General features: G+C 52.8%; 13 protein-coding genes. 3 read left to right on the forward strand and 10 right to left on the reverse strand.

What is annotated here, in order from left to right; translation table 11 throughout:
* Positions 1 to 244 precede the first annotated feature (244 nt).
* Entirely contained in the window at positions 245 to 1,108 is an 864-nt protein-coding gene (locus JQN59_RS17465) for a nucleoside-specific channel-forming protein Tsx (protein WP_003021561.1), read from the forward strand.
* A gap of 45 nt (positions 1,109 to 1,153) precedes the next feature.
* Here JQN59_RS17465 and JQN59_RS17470 read toward each other — a convergent pair whose 3' ends face one another.
* The 7 genes from JQN59_RS17470 to queA all read right to left on the reverse strand — a co-directional run bounded on the left by JQN59_RS17470 (position 1,154) and on the right by queA (position 8,017).
* Positions 1,154 to 1,846 carry a helix-turn-helix transcriptional regulator gene (locus JQN59_RS17470; protein WP_048214800.1) on the reverse strand — a complete coding sequence of 231 codons (693 nt, stop codon included), beginning with the start codon at positions 1,844 to 1,846 and terminating at the stop codon, positions 1,154 to 1,156.
* A 23-nt stretch (positions 1,847 to 1,869) separates the two neighbouring features.
* A complete protein-coding gene (locus tag JQN59_RS17475; RefSeq protein WP_032942527.1) occupies positions 1,870 to 2,235 on the reverse strand; it encodes a VOC family protein in 366 nt (121 codons plus the stop codon).
* Between the two features lie 169 nt (positions 2,236 to 2,404).
* Positions 2,405 to 3,376, reverse strand: a complete 972-nt coding sequence (gene secF, locus JQN59_RS17480; RefSeq protein WP_003021550.1) for a protein translocase subunit SecF — start codon at positions 3,374 to 3,376, stop codon at positions 2,405 to 2,407.
* Between the two features lie 10 nt (positions 3,377 to 3,386).
* Positions 3,387 to 5,234 (reverse strand): protein translocase subunit SecD, encoded by a 1,848-nt coding sequence (gene secD / locus JQN59_RS17485; protein WP_003021547.1) that lies wholly within the window; start codon positions 5,232 to 5,234, stop codon positions 3,387 to 3,389.
* Between the two features lie 27 nt (positions 5,235 to 5,261).
* On the reverse strand, positions 5,262 to 5,594 hold the full coding sequence (gene yajC, locus JQN59_RS17490) for a preprotein translocase subunit YajC (RefSeq protein WP_003021544.1): 333 nt from the start codon (positions 5,592 to 5,594) through the stop codon (positions 5,262 to 5,264).
* A gap of 22 nt (positions 5,595 to 5,616) precedes the next feature.
* Positions 5,617 to 6,744: a tRNA guanosine(34) transglycosylase Tgt gene (gene tgt, locus JQN59_RS17495; protein ID WP_003021535.1), complete on the reverse strand. Its 1,128-nt coding sequence runs from the start codon at positions 6,742 to 6,744 to the stop codon at positions 5,617 to 5,619.
* 208 nt (positions 6,745 to 6,952) lie between these two features.
* The gene (queA, locus tag JQN59_RS17500; protein ID WP_032942525.1) at positions 6,953 to 8,017 is read right to left on the reverse strand and encodes a tRNA preQ1(34) S-adenosylmethionine ribosyltransferase-isomerase QueA; all 1,065 of its coding nucleotides are present in this window, start codon (positions 8,015 to 8,017) and stop codon (positions 6,953 to 6,955) included.
* 90 nt (positions 8,018 to 8,107) lie between these two features.
* Between queA and acpH the strand changes: the two genes are divergently transcribed.
* Positions 8,108 to 8,689, forward strand: coding sequence for an ACP phosphodiesterase (gene acpH / locus JQN59_RS17505; RefSeq protein WP_032942524.1), 582 nt, complete (start codon positions 8,108 to 8,110; stop codon positions 8,687 to 8,689).
* 168 nt (positions 8,690 to 8,857) lie between these two features.
* A complete protein-coding gene (locus JQN59_RS17510) occupies positions 8,858 to 9,460 on the forward strand; it encodes a peroxiredoxin (protein ID WP_003021524.1) in 603 nt (200 codons plus the stop codon).
* A 67-nt stretch (positions 9,461 to 9,527) separates the two neighbouring features.
* Here the strand turns inward: JQN59_RS17510 and JQN59_RS17515 are convergent, their stop codons facing one another.
* The 3 genes from JQN59_RS17515 to JQN59_RS17525 all read right to left on the reverse strand — a co-directional run bounded on the left by JQN59_RS17515 (position 9,528) and on the right by JQN59_RS17525 (position 12,778).
* Positions 9,528 to 11,396 (reverse strand): amidohydrolase, encoded by a 1,869-nt coding sequence (locus JQN59_RS17515; RefSeq protein WP_136391571.1) that lies wholly within the window; start codon positions 11,394 to 11,396, stop codon positions 9,528 to 9,530.
* A gap of 21 nt (positions 11,397 to 11,417) precedes the next feature.
* Positions 11,418 to 11,963 (reverse strand): antibiotic biosynthesis monooxygenase, encoded by a 546-nt coding sequence (locus tag JQN59_RS17520; protein ID WP_003830975.1) that lies wholly within the window; start codon positions 11,961 to 11,963, stop codon positions 11,418 to 11,420.
* A gap of 173 nt (positions 11,964 to 12,136) precedes the next feature.
* Positions 12,137 to 12,778: a hydrolase gene (locus tag JQN59_RS17525; protein WP_003021513.1), complete on the reverse strand. Its 642-nt coding sequence runs from the start codon at positions 12,776 to 12,778 to the stop codon at positions 12,137 to 12,139.
* Between the last annotated feature and the right edge of the window lie 76 nt (positions 12,779 to 12,854).

A 12,854-nucleotide genomic window follows, 5' to 3' on the forward strand; every position in this document is an offset into this window, starting at 1 on the left:
TACTCCCCTGACATAACCGATATTTCTGGTAAAACTTGGCAACATTCATGGGAGCCAGTACAATTCGCCGCCTAAAGTACGCAAACGTGAACGCAATCGATTACGTAAATGATAGAACTGTGAAACAAGACATATTTTTGTGAACAATGATTTTTATAATAGGCTCCGAAGAATTACGAAATATTTAGAAACGCAAATTGCGCATTTTTCACTCCCGAAAGGGATTTCAAACAGTGGCATACATATGAAAAAAACATTACTTGCAGCCGGTGCAGTGCTGGCGCTCTCCTCGTCTTTTACTGCCAACGCAGCAGAAAATGACAAACCGCAATATCTGTCCGACTGGTGGCACCAGAGTGTCAACGTGGTGGGTAGCTATCACACCCGTTTCTCCCCGAAACTGAACAACGACGTGTATCTGGAATACGAAGCGTTTGCCAAAAAAGACTGGTTTGACTTCTATGGCTACATCGATATTCCGAAAACCTTCGACTGGGGTAACGGCAACGATAAAGGTATTTGGTCTGACGGTTCCCCGCTGTTTATGGAAATCGAACCGCGTTTCTCCATCGACAAACTGACCGGTGCTGACCTGAGCTTTGGTCCGTTCAAAGAATGGTATTTCGCCAACAACTACATCTACGATATGGGTGATAACAAAGCCAGCCGCCAGAGCACCTGGTATATGGGTCTGGGTACCGATATCGATACCGGTCTGCCGATGGGTCTGTCCCTGAACGTGTATGCTAAATACCAGTGGCAGAACTATGGCGCATCCAACGAAAACGAGTGGGATGGCTACCGTTTCAAAGTGAAATACTTTGTGCCGATCACCCAGGTTTGGGGCGGCCAGTTGACCTACATCGGCTTCACCAACTTCGACTGGGGCTCAGATTTGGGTGATGATCCGAACCGCACCAGCAACTCTATCGCATCCAGCCACGTCCTGGCGCTGAACTACGATCACTGGCACTACTCCGTCGTAGCGCGTTACTTCCATAACGGCGGCCAGTGGAAAGGTGGAGATACCCTGAACTGGGGCGAAGGCGACTTCAGCGCGAAATCTACCGGTTGGGGTGGTTACCTGGTCGTAGGTTACAACTTCTAATCCAGACAATGTTTCGCAGACAAGCCAGCTTAACCGCTGGCTTTTTTATGGCTGGTCTTCACAGCGTACTTTACGCAAAAAGTCACTTAGCGAGCGATCTGCCGATTCGCGAAAATGCCTGTCGAGTGGCGTAATCTTCAGACATCGATCAACGCGAAAGCAACGATAATCGTCACGCTTCTCGCACCAGCCAACCAGCAGCCAGTGCTCGCCCCAGAAAAATAATCCCAGCGGCTGAACGTCGCGCCAGGAGAGATTCCCGGGCTCATCACGATAATGCAGCGCCAGCACCTGCTGTGCTGAAACCGCGCGATGTATGAGATCGAAGGCACTACGTGAATGCGGCTGATTACCAAAATCTGGCGCGAAAATCCGCGTTTGCTCGGCTCTGCGCCGACTCTCTGGCGGCAATATCGCCAACACTTTTTCCTGCGCGGATTCCAACGCCTGTGAGAGTGAATCCCCACCCCATGTTTTCAGCAATCGAATCGCTACCATCAATGCTTCTGATTCGTGATGCGTTAACATCAACGGCGGTAGATCAAACCCGGCCATTAAGCGGTATCCGCTGCCCACTTCGCCTTCAATAGGCACACCGGATAAAGAGAGATCGCGGATATCGCGATAAATCGTCCGTTCAGAAACCTCAAGACGCTCTGCCAGCAGCGCCGCCGTTGTCACTCGCCTGCCACGCAGGATTTGCACAATCTGAAACAAGCGGTCGGCGCGTCTGCTCATTTTAATCCTCAGTGCTGAAAATATTACGCGGGTTGATGTAAACCAACACGATTGCCTTCGCTGTCAGTAAATAGCGCAATCGTACCAATGTCCTGCCCCAGTTCGAGTGGGCCAAACACACACTGACCGCCAGCAGTGGCGACGCGTTCAAGCGTTGCAGCCAAATCGTCCGTATGCAGATAAATAATAGCGCCCTGCGCTGAAGGCGTAATACCGTCAAATTTAGCCAGCGCCCCGCCGGGAGCGGGATCCTGATGCGGAAATACGGCGAGCTCAGCGCAGTCCATGTTCTCCCGGCGCAAAGAAACCTGCATTACTGGCTCATAAAAAGCGATGGCGCGATCCATTTGTACCACGGGGATTTCAAACCAATTAATTACATTGCTCATACTTCCTCCTGCCTGTGTGGGTAATCTCAGGAGGACTATATGACAGGGCTACTGACAGCATACTGTCAGTAGTGTGGCGACAGGAAAAGATAATTACCTGTCGCTAATTCACAGGCAAAAAAAATCCCGACCTTGCGATCGGGATTCCACTATCTTCACTCTTAATGGGTTAAGGCAGAATTGACGGCTGATCCGCCCCTTCTTTCTCGACCTTCTGCTGCAGCATGTGCTCACGCTTCATACCCAGCTTCAGCGCCAGCGCCGATGCTACGTAGATAGAAGAAGCAGTACCGATGGAAACACCGATAAGCATGGTCAGCGAGAAGCCTTCCAGTACCGGACCACCGAACAGGAACAGCATCAGAATAACCATCAACGTCGTACCGGAGGTAATCAACGTACGGTGCAGCGTCTGAGTCAATGACACGTTAAAGATTTCGTAAGGCGTACCGCGACGAATTTTGCGGAAGTTTTCACGAATACGGTCAGAGACGACGATACTGTCGTTCAGCGAGTAACCGATTACCGACATCAGTGATGCGACGATAGTCAGGTCAATCTCGATATGGAACAACGACAGGATCCCAAGTGTGATAATCACGTCGTGCGCCAGCGCGATAACTACCCCTGCCGCCAGTCGCCATTCAAAGCGGAAACCGACGTACACCAGGATGGAGATCAACGCCGCCATCAGCGCCATCGCACCGGTTTGCGCCAGGTCTGCACCCACGCTCGGACCCACGAATTCAATTCGCTTCACCGCGGCGTTTTGGTTGGTGGATTCGTTAATCACACTCAACACTTTGCTACCCAGCACCTGACCGCCGTCTGCACCTTCAGTTGGCGGCATACGTACCATAATGTCGTGGCTGCTGCCGAAGTTCTGCAGAAGCGGATCAACGAAGCCCGCTTTCTCCAGCGCATCGCGCATCACGTCCATATCGGCCGGTTTTTCCAGCGTGATTTCAATAACCGTACCACCGGTGAAATCGAGACCCCAGTTAAACCCGCGTACGCCCATCACCACGATGGCCGCAATCAGCAGGAAACCTGAAATGCCGAAAGCCCAGTAGTCCCAGCGCATAAAGTCCCAGACTTTACGGCCGTGGTTCAATTGTTCAACAGTATATTCCTGTGCCACTTCGCACTCCTCAGATTGACAGCTTTTTGACGCGCTTGCCGCCATACAACAGGTTTACGATGGCACGTGTACCGACAATCGCGGTAAACATCGACGTCGCCACACCAATACCGGTAGTAATCGCGAACCCTTTAATTGCCCCGGTGCCAACTGCGTACAGGATGATGACCTTGATCAGCGTGGTAATGTTCGCATCAAAGATGGAGCTAAATGCGCCCGCATAACCTTCATTGATGGCCTGCTGCACCGAGCGCCCGTTACTCAACTCTTCTTTGATACGTTCGTTGATCAGTACGTTCGCATCGACCGCGACGGCAAGGGTCAAGACGATCCCCGCAATCCCCGGCATACTCAGCGTAGCCCCCGGCAGCAACGACATAATACCGACAATCAGCACCAGGTTAGCAATCAGTGCACTGGTCGCAATCAGACCGAACTTCTTATAGAAGAAGATCATGAACAGGATAGACACCACCAGACCGGCCAGACATGCTTCCAGACCCTGTTTGATGTTCTGCATACCCAGGGTTGGGCCGATGGTACGTTCTTCAACAATCTGAATCGGCGCAATCAACGCACCGGCACGTAACAGCAGGGAAAGCTGGCGTGCTTCGTTCGGGTTGTTGATACCGGTGATACGGAAGCTGTTACCCAGGCGAGACTGGATATTGGCGATGTTAATCACCTCTTCCTGTTTCACCAGTACTGCACGACCGTTGGCATCTTTCTTACCGCTGTCTTTGTACTCCACGAACAGGGTCGCCATCGGCTTACCGATGTTGTCCTTGGTGAAGTTGGACATGATGTTACCACCTGCGCTATCCAGCGAGATGTTAACCTGCGGCTGATTGTATTCGTCCTGGCTGGAAGTGGAGTCGGTGATATGGTCACCGGTCAGGATCACGCGCTTGTACAGCACAACCGGCTGACCTTCACGAGATTGTTTCACTTCCGAGTCACCCGGTACACGCCCGGATGCCGCAGCAGACTGGTCAACGTTGGTATTTACCAGACGGAATTCCAGCGTCGCGGTTGCGCCCAGAATTTCTTTCGCACGCGCGGTATCCTGAATACCCGGCAGTTCGACCACAATGCGGTCAGCACCCTGACGTTGTACCACGGGCTCAGCAACACCCAGTTGGTTAACACGATTACGCAGAATGTTGATGTTCTGCTGTACTGCGTATTCACGGGCTTCGCTCAGGCGCGCATCGGTCATTACCGCACGCAGAGCATTGCTGCCCTGGCTGGAAATAACCAGATCCTGGTGACGTTTGCTCAGGTAAGAGATAGCTTCATCACGGGCGCTGCTATCACGGAAAGTGATGCTCAGACCGTAGTTATCTTCTTTGCGAACGGTAGTATAAGGAATGCCCTTTTCACGCAGATCGCTGCGCAGGCTATCGATATTTTGTTCCTGCAACTTACTCAGCGCGGTGTCCATATCCACTTCCATCAGGAAGTGAACGCCGCCACGCAGGTCAAGACCGAGTTTCATCGGTTCTGCGTGAATGGCAGCCAGCCAGCGCGGGGTTGCCGGAGCAAGGTTAAGCGCCACGACGTACTGATCGCCCAGTACGCCCATTAATACTTCACGTGCGCGCAGTTGGGTATCAGTGGAGTCGAAGCGCGCGAGAATAGCACCCTCTTCCAGAGCCACAGACTTAGGTGTGATTTTATCTTCTTGTAACGTTTTCTGGACCTGGATCAGCGTTTGCTCACTGGCGGCGGCACCGCGCACGCCAGTGATTTGAACAGCCGGATCCTCACCATACAGGTTGGGAAGCGCATAGAGCAGACCGACGACAATAACGACGATCAGCATGACATACTTCCACAAAGGATAACGGTTTAACACGGCAGTTCCCTTTGGGAAAACAATAAATTACAGCGCCTTCATGGTGCCTTTCGGCAGAACGGCAGCTACGAAATCACGTTTGATAACCACTTCAGTGGTGTCGTTCAGCGCGATAGCGATGTAGCCAGATTCTGCTACTTTAGTCACGCGACCCACCAGACCACCGTTAGTCAGTACTTCATCGCCTTTCGCAATGGAGTTCATCAGGTTCTTGTGTTCTTTGGTACGCTTTTGCTGTGGGCGCAGGATCATGAAATAGAAAATCAGACCAAACACCACCAGCATCAGAATCAGAGACATCGGGCTGCCCTGCGCCGGAGCACCTGTTGCCGCTACCGCATCAGAAATAAAAAAGCTCATTCAAATTCCCTCATTATTAAAATTAATCAACGTTCACAGGTGGAACTGGTCTACCCTGACGTTGGTAAAAATCGGTCACGAAGCTCTCTAATTTACCCTCTTCAATAGCCTTGCGTAAACCCGCCATCAAACGCTGGTAGTAGCGAAGGTTATGAATCGTGTTGAGTCGCGCGCCCAATATTTCGTTGCAACGGTCGAGATGATGCAAGTAAGCGCGCGAATAATTGCGACAGGTGTAACAATCACACTCAGCATCGAGCGGACTGGTGTCGCTTTTATGTTTCGCGTTACGAATTTTTACCACGCCGTCAGTCACAAACAAATGACCATTACGGGCATTTCGCGTTGGCATCACGCAGTCAAACATATCGATACCGCGACGCACGCCTTCAACCAGATCTTCTGGTTTGCCGACGCCCATCAGGTAACGCGGTTTATCTGCCGGAATCTGCGGGCAAACATGTTCCAGAATGCGGTGCATATCTTCCTTCGGCTCACCGACAGCCAAACCGCCGACAGCGTAGCCATCAAAGCCGATATCTACCAGACCTTTGACGGAGATATCACGTAAATCTTCGTAAACACTGCCCTGAATGATGCCAAAAAGCGCATTTTTGTTGCCGAGACTATCAAAACGGTCACGGCTGCGCTTCGCCCAACGCAAAGACATCTCCATTGAGCGTTTAGCATAGTCCCAGTCGGCCGGATACGGTGTACATTCGTCGAAGATCATCACGATATCGGAACCGAGATCGTATTGAATCTCCATTGACTTCTCAGGATCGAGGAAAATCGGATCGCCGTTGATCGGGTTACGGAAATGCACGCCCTGCTCAGTTATCTTACGGATATCGCCCAGACTGAACACCTGGAAGCCGCCGGAGTCGGTGAGGATCGGCCCTTTCCACTGCATGAAATCGTGCAGATCGCCGTGCAGTTTCATGATTTCCTGACCCGGGCGCAGCCACAGGTGGAAAGTATTGCCGAGGATAATCTGTGCGCCGGTCGCTTCAACTTCTTCCGGCGTCATGCCTTTTACTGTGCCGTAAGTACCGACCGGCATAAAAGCAGGCGTTTCTACTACGCCACGATCAAAAACCAGGCGGCCGCGGCGCGCGCGACCGTCTGTGGTATCCAGTTCAAATTTCATTTTTTCTCCTGCATCAGAGAGACAGTCTGATGATTAAACTTTCCCCACGGAATCACTCCACGGAGTAAAAATATATTAACCCACTGGCGAAGGCGCAATCGGCGCAGCCAGTTTGGGGGCGACCAGCGCACAGCCACCGGAGCGTACACGCAGTACGTGAGGATGGCGAGCACTGCCCGACATCAAAATGGCAAGTGAGATAGCCTTCTCACGGTCGCTCAGAAATAGCCTGCGGATTGTACGTGATAAACATGGCATCCCCGTAACTAAAAAAGCGATATTCCGCTTTTACCGCTTCATGATAGGCGTGCATGGTGTTTTTATAACCAGCAAATGCGGAAACCAGCATAATCAGCGTCGATTCCGGCAGGTGGAAGTTGGTGACCAGAGCATCAATCACCTGATATTTATAGCCTGGATAAATAAAGATCTGTGTATCGCCGAAGAACGGCTCGATGAGATCGTTTTTGGCCGCCTGCGCCGCACTTTCCAGTGAGCGAACGGACGTTGTTCCCACGGCTATCACGCGATTACCGCGCGCTTTCGCCGCCAGCACCGCGTCCACCACATCCTGCGGCACTTCCGCATATTCAGAATGCATAATGTGGTCTTCGATGGTGTCTACGCGCACCGGCTGGAAAGTACCCGCTCCAACGTGCAGGGTGACGAACGCCATTTCAATGCCTTTATCGCGCAGTTTAGCCAGCAGCGGATCGTCAAAATGCAGACCCGCGGTCGGCGCAGCGACGGCACCCGGTTTTTCGCTGTATACGGTCTGGTACAGCTCGCGGTCGGCGTCTTCATCCGGACGGTCGATATACGGCGGCAACGGCATATGGCCGATGGCGTTGAGGATATCCAGCACGCTGCGTTCGTCGTTAAACTCAACTTCAAACAGCGCGTCATGGCGGGCGACCATCGTCGCTTTAATACTTTCGTCGTCGCCCAGCAGCAGCTCGGCACCCGGTTTCGGCGCTTTCGAGGCACGAATATGCGCCAGAATACGTTTGTCATCCAGCATACGCTCGACCAGCACTTCAATCTTGCCGCCGCTGGCTTTACGACCAAACAGACGCGCAGGAATGACGCGGGTGTTGTTAAAGACCAGCAAGTCTCCAGGGTTGAGCTTATCGAGCAAATCGGTGAAAGTACCGTGCGTCAGCGCGCCCGTCGGCCCGTCCAAAGACAGCAAGCGACAGCTACTGCGCTCAGCTTGCGGATAGTGGGCAATCAGGGATTCGGGTAGTTCAAAGGTGAAATCGGTAACGCGCATGACACTGACTCAGACTAAAATAAGAGGCGGGTAGTCTAGTGCCGGGGCGTTCTCCCTGCAACCTTTACCCCTCTGGATAAACGTTTAACTATGAATTTTCTTGCACATTTGCATCTCGCTCATCTTGCCGATAGCTCGCTTTCCGGCAATCTGCTGGCCGATTTTGTCCGGGGTAATCCGGAAACGCACTACTCGCCTGATGTGGTAGCAGGCATCTTCATGCATCGTCGTATCGACGTGATGACCGATAACTTACCGCAGGTGCGTGAAGCCAAAGAGTGGTTTCGTAGCGAAACACGCCGTGTCGCGCCGATTACGCTGGACGTTATGTGGGATCATTTTCTGTCGCGTCATTGGTCGGAAATCTCCCCTGACTTCCCGCTGACGGACTTTGTGCGCTATGCCCGTACCCAGGTAACCACTATTTTGCCGGAATCGCCGCCGCGCTTTATCAATCTGAACAACTATATATGGTCAGAGAAATGGCTTGAGCGTTATCGGGATATGGATTTTATCCAGAACGTCCTGAACGGCATGGCCAGCCGCCGTCCACGGCTCGATGCCCTACGCGACTCATGGTATGACCTCGATACGCATTACGATGCGTTAGAAGAACGATTCTGGCAGTTTTATCCGCAAATGATGGAACAGGCGCGACGTAAAACCCTTTGATCGCAGCCCGCATTCCCCGCCGGATAAGCTGTAGCCGCCGTCCGGCAAAAGATTGATAGACAAAACCTGTCTCATTGATTGCCAGCGCCTCTTTGTCTTATTCCCGAACACTCTCTATACTGGCCCGCGTTGCGTTCCAAAAACCCCTTAACTTTGCAGGAGAATTATATGGTACTGGTAACTCGTCAGGCTCCGGATTTCACAGCAGCTGCGGTACTGGGTAGCGGTGAGATCGTTGAAAACTTCAACTTCAAACAGCATACCAACGGTAAAACCACCGTTCTGTTCTTCTGGCCGATGGACTTCACCTTCGTTTGCCCGTCTGAACTGATCGCATTCGACAAACGTTACGAAGAATTCCAGAAGCGCGGCGTTGAAGTTGTTGGCGTTTCCTTCGACTCTGAATTTGTCCACAACGCATGGCGTAACACCCCTGTCGACAAAGGCGGCATCGGTGCAGTGAAATACGCAATGGTTGCTGACATCAAACGCGAAATCCAGAAAGCCTACGGCATCGAGCACCCGGAAGCGGGCGTTGCGCTGCGCGGTTCTTTCCTGATCGATGCTAACGGCGTTGTTCGCCACCAGGTGGTTAACGATCTGCCGCTGGGTCGTAACATCGACGAAATGCTGCGCATGGTTGACGCGCTGCAGTTCCACGAAGAGCACGGCGACGTTTGCCCGGCACAGTGGGAAAAAGGTAAAGAAGGTATGAACGCGTCTCCGGACGGCGTGGCAAAATACCTGACCGAGAACGTTTCCAGCCTGTAATTGGCATGAATCGACAAAAGGCCCGCAAATGCGGGCCTTTTTTATTGTTAGCAGATCCGATAAGCGATTAAAACGCGAAGCAGGAACAGCCAAGCGCGCCCCAGAAAGCCCGGTCATCTGACACCGGAATCCCCGATTTCCGCGCAATATCATGCTGGTGACCGTGTACATCGCAGCTACCGCAGCACTGGTGCATCTGCACCATTGCGCCAATTTTCGCCGCAGCAGGTGGCGCTGAGCGATAGTGCCCCGGCACCTTCACCACTGGCGACCAGTCCGGCACAATCGGAATAGCAGGTGGTGCCAGCGGGGTGAAATGCCCGGCGGCGTAAACCACTTTGCCATCAACAACGGTCATCACCGACTCAATACCTTTGATCTCTTCTTCCGGCACGCTGAAGTAATCTTTAGACAGCACCACCAGGTCGGCCAGTTGATCTTTCTCGATGCGCCCTTTCTTACCCTGTTCGCTGGAAAACCAGGCGCTCCCGGCCGTCCACAGTTCCAGCGCCACATCACGCGGCAGACGGTTGTTATCATCGTACATTGCCATCCCGCCAACGGTACGGCCCGAAACCAGCCAGTAGAGCGCGGTCCACGGGTTGTAGCTGGCCACGCGGGTGGCGTCAGTCCCCAGCCCGACCGGAACGTCAGCCGCCAGCATTTTCGCCACCGGCGGCGTATGTTTAACCGCGTCTTTGCCGTAGCGATCGACAAAATACTCTCCCTGGAACGCCATACGGTGCTGGACCGCAATCCCGCCGCCCAGTGCTTTTACACGCTCGATGTTCCGTTCGGTAATTGTTTCGGCGTGATCGAAGAACCAGTGCAGGCCATTGAACGGGATATCACGATTAACTTTCTCAAATACGTCCAACATTCGGCTGATAGATTCATCGTAGGTGGCGTGCAGGCGGAACGGCCAGCGATGCTCCACCAGGTGACGAACCACGCGCTCCAGCTCATCTTCCATACCCTCCGGCAGATCCGGACGTGGCTGAAGGAAGTCTTCAAAATCCGCTGCAGAAAAGACCAGCATTTCCCCTGCCCCGTTGGCACGATAGAAGTCGGTTCCCTGCCCTGGCTTGAGCATATCGGTCCAGCGTTCAAAGTCTTCCAGTTCCTGCTTTGGACGCTGGGTAAACAGATTGTAGGCAATACGCACCGTCATCTGTTTGTTGGCGTGTAACTGCTCAATGATCTCGTAATCTTCCGGGTAGTTCTGGAAGCCGCCTCCCGCATCGATGGCGCTGGTCAGTCCCAGACGGTTCAGTTCACGCATAAACTGGCGGGTCGAATTAACCTGCATTTCCAGCGGCAGTTTTGGTCCCTTTGCCAGCGTCGAGTAAAGGATCATCGCGTTCGGTTTAGCGATCAGCATTCCGGTCGGGTTGCCGTTGCTATCACGCACAATCTCACCGCCCGCCGGATCCGGCGTCGCTTTGGTGTAGCCAACCGCTTTCAGCGCGGCGCGGTTGAGCAAAGCCCGGTCGTAGAGATGCAGAACAAAAACCGGAGTATCCGGAGCGGCTTCATTCAGTTCTTCGAGGGTTGGCATGCGACGTTCGGCAAACTGGAATTCACTCCAGCCGCCCACCACGCGTACCCATTGTGGCGACGGCGTTCTGTCAGCCTGGTCTTTGAGCATGCGTAGCGCGTCCGCCAGTGACGGCACGCCTTCCCAACGCAATTCCAGGTTGTAATTCAGTCCACCACGAATAAGGTGCAGGTGCGAATCGTTCAGGCCCGGAATCACCGTATGTCCTTGCAGATCGACAACCTGCGTCCCTTCGGCGGCAAAGCTCATTACCCGATCGTGGCTACCGGTCGCCAGGATCTTTCCGTTGGCGATCGCTACCGCCTCGACCTGCGGACTTTGCCTGTCGAGAGTATGAATTTTTCCGTGAGTCAGAATCAGTGTGGCAGTTTGAGACATAACAATCTCCTGAGATACCGGTCAGGCTTTTTTCAGCCATCCGGCAAACAGACGGGTTACGATGGGCATCCAGAACCAGACCACCAGCGCAACCACAAAGGCATCATTGATGAGATGCAGGAGTAACGAGCCCTTCATTGCAGGCAGCACAATGCCGGTCAACCACGGCACCAGATTGGTGCTGGGAAATATCACTAGCAGGGTTATCAGAAACTGTTTCCAGCGTTTGGGCTGGCGTACATGGGGCGCGGGCGGCGTAAACCAGAATGCTGCTTCGGTGCGAATTTCGGTTTTGTCACCTTCAGCCAGCAGTGGAGCAATCTCTTCGACCAACACGCGGCGCGTATCGGACTGGGTCCAGCTATACAGATGCTCAAGCGTGTCGAAGCGGATAATGATGTTCCACAGGTTGTTGCCATCTGCCGGGCGAATCACGTTCGCCCCGAGATGACCGGGAAATTCAGCCGCTACAGGCATGATTTTCCCCAGCCACTGCTCATACCTCTGCGCCTGCTCAGGTAGCAGAGTGTGAGTAATTACCAACGTCACATGTTTGTTCTGCGCCATGAAGGGTTCCTTGTTGAGAGGAAATAGGCCACTTAGGCCAAGAAAGCAATACACAAAATCATTCATGGTGCATCGAGGCGGCAAGGTTGTGGATCCCCGGGAGCTTACATAAGTAAGTGACCGGGGTACGCAAGCGAAGCCAACAAAGATGCAACATGAAGGATGACATGTATTTAAGCTTTACGTTCCGGCGCGCCATGCACCATGGTATAGGCATAATCCACGCCCATACCGTAGGCGCCGCTGTGCTCGCGTACCAGATCCATTACGGCGTCGTAGGTTTCTTTGCGGGACCAGTCGCGCTGGTACTCGAGAAGAACCTGTTGCCAGGTTACGGGTACGGCACCTGCCTGTACCATGCGGTCGATAGAACGCTCATGAGCATCTACGGACGTGCCGCCGGAGGTATCAGTTACCACATAAACTTCATAGCCTGCCTCCAGTGCCATTAGCGCCGGAAAAGTCAGGCATACTTCGGTCCACAGCGCGGAGATAATCAGTTTTTTACGCCCGGTCGCTTCCACCGCTTTCACAAACGCCGCATCTTCCCAGGAGTTCATTGAGGTGCGTTCAATGGGTTTGACATCAGGATGAACCGCTAACAATTCCGGCCAGATATATCCGCTAAAACTTTTGGTTTCTACAGAAGTATAAATCACCGGAACATTGAATATTTTCCCGGCTTTCGCTAATGCAACGGTATTATTTTTTAAAGTCTGGCGATCAATATTCGCCACACCGAATGACATTTGCGGCTGATGATCAATAAAAATAAGCGTAGAGTTTTGAGGGTCAATCAGTTCCCGAATAGACATAGCACACCTTCTTAATCAATAAGTTAAAAGGCAACGGTCTGTATCTGCCGTCAGCAGCAGGATCCTGAATCAGAAA

Origin of the sequence: Citrobacter sp. B72 (assembly GCF_016894305.1) — a bacterium.
GTDB lineage: Bacteria > Pseudomonadota > Gammaproteobacteria > Enterobacterales > Enterobacteriaceae > Citrobacter > Citrobacter portucalensis.

Coding starts and splice junctions, on each gene's coding strand:
- tgt (WP_003021535.1), bottom strand. CDS start 6,744: ATGAAATTTGAACTGGATACCACAGACGGTCGCGCGCGCCGCGGCCGC.
- JQN59_RS17525 (WP_003021513.1), bottom strand. CDS start 12,778: ATGTCTATTCGGGAACTGATTGACCCTCAAAACTCTACGCTTATTTTT.
- yajC (WP_003021544.1), bottom strand. CDS start 5,594: ATGAGCTTTTTTATTTCTGATGCGGTAGCGGCAACAGGTGCTCCGGCG.
- acpH (WP_032942524.1), top strand. CDS start 8,108: ATGAATTTTCTTGCACATTTGCATCTCGCTCATCTTGCCGATAGCTCG.
- JQN59_RS17515 (WP_136391571.1), bottom strand. CDS start 11,396: ATGTCTCAAACTGCCACACTGATTCTGACTCACGGAAAAATTCATACT.
- queA (WP_032942525.1), bottom strand. CDS start 8,017: ATGCGCGTTACCGATTTCACCTTTGAACTACCCGAATCCCTGATTGCC.
- JQN59_RS17475 (WP_032942527.1), bottom strand. CDS start 2,235: ATGAGCAATGTAATTAATTGGTTTGAAATCCCCGTGGTACAAATGGAT.
- JQN59_RS17465 (WP_003021561.1), top strand. CDS start 245: ATGAAAAAAACATTACTTGCAGCCGGTGCAGTGCTGGCGCTCTCCTCG.
- JQN59_RS17520 (WP_003830975.1), bottom strand. CDS start 11,963: ATGGCGCAGAACAAACATGTGACGTTGGTAATTACTCACACTCTGCTA.
- JQN59_RS17470 (WP_048214800.1), bottom strand. CDS start 1,846: ATGAGCAGACGCGCCGACCGCTTGTTTCAGATTGTGCAAATCCTGCGT.
- JQN59_RS17510 (WP_003021524.1), top strand. CDS start 8,858: ATGGTACTGGTAACTCGTCAGGCTCCGGATTTCACAGCAGCTGCGGTA.